Genomic DNA, 3,813 nt, shown 5'->3' with positions numbered 1-3,813 from the left:
CTTTTGGCCGCTCTCCTCGCCGCCCTCCGACAGGCAATCCTCACCCCGATCAGCCAAGCCAGCGTCCCGACAGGCCGCACCCTGCTCGCAGGGGCGACAGCCTGAAGACGTTGTTCAAGGCCGACTAGCGAACAAACAGCTAAAGCGTGAGTACTTGGAGCAAAACGCTTGGCGTGTCCGCCTTTCCTCGAAGGAGCGCAAGGAGATGCGGCAGGAAGCGCGTACCGCGGAACGACGGGGCGAGGTCTATCTGAACCGCGCGCTGCGTGCGGCTGAAGCCTCCACTGGTCTAATGGCCGCTCAAGTGGAACTGCACCGGCAGGATCGCCTCTGGCAAACGCTGGGTGTGGGGCTGAGCTCGCTCTTTCCAACTGGGATGCGCTTTAGTCGAAGCCCAGATTATACAGCCTGCCTCTCGGCGTTCCGCCGCGTCCGTGAATTGGCCGAGCCTTCCGGCGCCGGCGACGCTGCGCTGCAGGCGATTGATCGGATTGGCATCCTTCACGCGAGCGCGCTGTACGAACGCTGGTGCTTGGTCAAGATCATCGCCGTGTTGATGGACGATTACGGCTTCACCCCCGAGACTGGCTGGCAAGATCAACTTATCCGGGCGGTAACAGGGCTGCCTGAGAGCCTCACCCTCGATTTCCGGCGGAACGATCCGGCAATGACGGCCAGGTTAGAGTTTCAGCCGTTGCTGCCGAACGGTAGACGACCGGACTTCCGACTGTGCTTTAGCCAAGACAAATCCCCGGTCGGCAAAAACGGCATGGTCATGGATGCGAAGTTTCGCGCCAGATGGCGACTAGGCGAATTAGCTTCAAAGCTAGACGAATTGGTGTCAACGAAGGGATACGGACAAAAGGGAGATCGCGTTTTTATTTTGCAGCCTGCTACGCGGGAAGTAACGTGGGCGACCTCTCCGCTCGAATGGGGAAGGGATTGCGATTACGGGCAAGATCGCGAGGAAAACCACCGCAAGGGCTTTATCCACTTCGCCCCCGGCAACGGAGCGGCTAATCCAGTTGCGCATTTGCGGCGGCTGATTGCCTTGCAGCTTCAGTCAGCGTTCCCTGTCCCATATGAGACTGAACCTGATTCTGATCATTGGATAAGTGACAGTTTTTGTATCCGGTGCGGTAGTGGGCACAGACCCGGGAATGTTAAGCGCCATCGCACGGAGCGTGAGAACGACTTCTGGACGTTGCATTGCACCTCCTGTGAAATGCTGACGACGCGCACCCATTGCTTTGGCTGCGGACAGGTCCTGTTCAAGAATGGCAACCATCTCACCTACCATCGTACGTTATCGGACCAGGTCACAAATGTGGCCTGCCCTGCCTGCGGTAAGCACTTCGATCCTGATTGGCGCGAAGATGCCGATGCGTTCCGATCGCTGTAGCTGGAACCGCTTTGATTTTCTCGAAGGTTGCTCGGCATGGGGCGAGCAGCCGCAAATCTGACCTCGCCTGAACGGAACCGATTCTCAGCGAGACCGAGTGGGATGTTGCCGATCAGCCCAAGGAGGCAGCCGATGCTGAAAGTTCGCTCAACTGGAGTGCAGCGAACTCTGCGGCTTCGTTGAATATCGAAGGCTCACGACTATGGCTCACGGCACCCCCCGCTTCACCACCCCTACCGACAGCGTCGCCGCCGCAAGGTCGAACGTCGCCGCGGAGATGTTCCGCGCCATCACCCGCACCGTGTTGTTAGACCACACCGCGGCATCGAGCTCGATGAAGCGTGTCGACGACACCAGCGAAGCCTGCGCCAGGTCGCCCGCCCGCGCCCCGTTCACCGCGACGTCGAGCAGCGAGGTCGCCCCCGGCGCCAGGCTCGGCAGGTCCCAGGACACTTCCGCTGAGAACTCCCGTCGCCCCGAACCGAACAGCGCCCCCGTCAGCAACGGCGTGCCGTTCAGCACCGCGGGCGCGGCCTCCGGCAGCCCGTAGAGCCGCAGCGATTGCAGGTCGATCGGCCCATCGAAGCCGATCACCCCCACCTGCGCATAGGCCACCGACGCACCGACGCGGATCGTCTGCCGCCGGTTGAAGTTGGCATCATCCATCGGCGCGCCGGCGTTCCATCCCTTGGCCGGCCCGTTCCACTGCATCGTGGTGATCGAGGCCAGCACGTCGCCCGCGATGTCCTCGCGCACATTCCCCGCCCCATCAAACACGCGCACGAACAGCCGTCCGCCCGAGGCGCCGGCCGTCAGCCAATGCGCCAGCGCGAACTCCTTCGCCTGGGAGGTATCGAGCATCCAACCCAGCCCGCGGTTCGCCGCCAGCGTCACGGCGCGATCGGTCGGCGTCAGGTCGGTCAGCCCGTTGAAGCAGAAATCCGCCATGAAGGTCGCGGTGGTGGTCGAGGTGGCGATGGTGATCAGTCCCTCCACCCCAACCTCGGTCGCCGACTGCCGGAAGGCAGACGTGCGGGTATTCGGCACACCGGCGAGAAAGCGCTGGAACCGCGACGCCGGCGCGCGGTGTCGGTTGATCACCGCATTGCCGCAGCGGTTCGCGGTCGCCGTGTAGTCGATCCCGACCAGATAGGTGTTGGTCCAGGCGATGTCGTACTCGCAGTCCTGCGCCCCGGCCGTGTGCCGCGCCGCCAGTGGCGAGCAGGCCTCCATGCGCATGTTGCGCGCGATGATGGCGCTGCCCGAGGTCTGGTTCAGGAAGGGGATGGCGATGTTGCTGCCGGCTTGGCGGAGCTCGAAGTTCGGCGCGTCGAAGACATGCCGGTTGTGGTTGGAGTAGGCGCCGGGCTCGTTGCCGAAGCGCACGCCGAACCGGTCCAGTGCGGCGTTCACCCCGGTCGCCTGGGCGAAGTGGCCGCCGTAGTAGCGGATCGAGGTGTTCCAGGCGGTCGCCGTTGCGCACCAGATGTCGAGGCCGATGCGGTTGTTGACGATGCGCCCCAGCGTGAAGGTGCTGTCTTCCACGCCGCGGCCATCGCCCAGCGTGCGCATGCCGATGGTGAAGCCTTCCACCCGGCGCAACTCGATCTGGCTGGCATCGACGTTGCGCACGGTGATGCCGATATCGGCCTCGGAGGACCAGTCGGATTGCGTCTGCCGGATCACGTTCAGCCCGCTGTAGAGCTTCTCGGCATTGCGAATGGTGCCGCCATCGCCCAGCACCAGCACGGAGGTCGGCGCGGTGCCGGTGTAGCGGATGGTCCCCTGCATGATCAGGCCGCGGGCCCCGCCCGGCAGGGTGACGGTGCCGGAGACGTTCCATGTGCCGGGCGGAATCATTGCGAATTTCTGGTCCGCGCCCGCCCGATCGAAGGCCGCCTGGATGGAAGTGCGATCATCGGCCACGCCATCGCCTAGCCCGCCGAAATCGTTCGGCAGCACCGCCTCACGATCGCGCAGGTACTTCGCGAAGTCGCTCTTGTTGAGGTTGGCGTTGAGGACCAGCAGGTCATCGATGCGCGCCGGCATGGCTGTCTCCGATCAAAGAGCGGTGGCGGTGACCGGGCCGGCGAAGGCGGAGACGTTGCCTTCGGCTGAGACGCTGCGCAGCCAGTACCAGCGGGTCTGGCCGGTGGTGAGGCCGGTGCGATCCCACGGGAGTGCCGTCGGCTCGCTGGCCAGCTTGGTCGCGGCGGCGAGGCTGGCGCTGCTGGCCTCGAAGACCTGCAGCCGCACTCCGTCTGCGGGAAAGCCACCCGACAGGCGCACGCCGCCGGTGATCCCGGTCGCGGCCAGGCCCGAAGCCGCAGCCGGCACCAGTGCCTCGCGCCAGCCCGACACCGCTCCGCTGCGCGCCTGCGCCCGCACGCGGAATGCGGTCGGCTCCGCGG

At 64.6% G+C, this 3,813-nt stretch carries 2 protein-coding genes and 1 pseudogene; 1 reads left to right on the top strand and 2 read right to left on the bottom strand.

Translation table 11 applies throughout. The annotated features are described in order from the left end of the window. Window positions 1-205 precede the first annotated feature (205 nt). Window positions 206-1,402: a hypothetical protein gene (locus tag ROTAS13_RS26550; RefSeq protein WP_139323462.1), complete on the top strand. Its 1,197-nt coding sequence runs from the start codon at window positions 206-208 to the stop codon at window positions 1,400-1,402. Between the two features lie 207 nt (window positions 1,403-1,609). On the opposite strand, the gene ROTAS13_RS20725 is transcribed toward ROTAS13_RS26550, so the two are convergent. Further along, a complete protein-coding gene (locus ROTAS13_RS20725; RefSeq protein ID WP_075823275.1) occupies window positions 1,610-3,451 on the bottom strand; it encodes a hypothetical protein in 1,842 nt (613 codons plus the stop codon). Between the two features lie 12 nt (window positions 3,452-3,463). Further along, window positions 3,464-3,813, bottom strand: a pseudogene (locus ROTAS13_RS20720) (hypothetical protein); the annotation flags it as partial.

The sequence above is a fragment of the Roseomonas sp. TAS13 genome (assembly GCF_001950415.1).
Taxonomy (GTDB): Bacteria; Pseudomonadota; Alphaproteobacteria; order Acetobacterales; family Acetobacteraceae; genus Roseomonas; species Roseomonas mucosa.
Note: the sequence above shows the minus strand (reverse complement) of the source record. Positions and strands in the feature narration are given on the sequence as shown.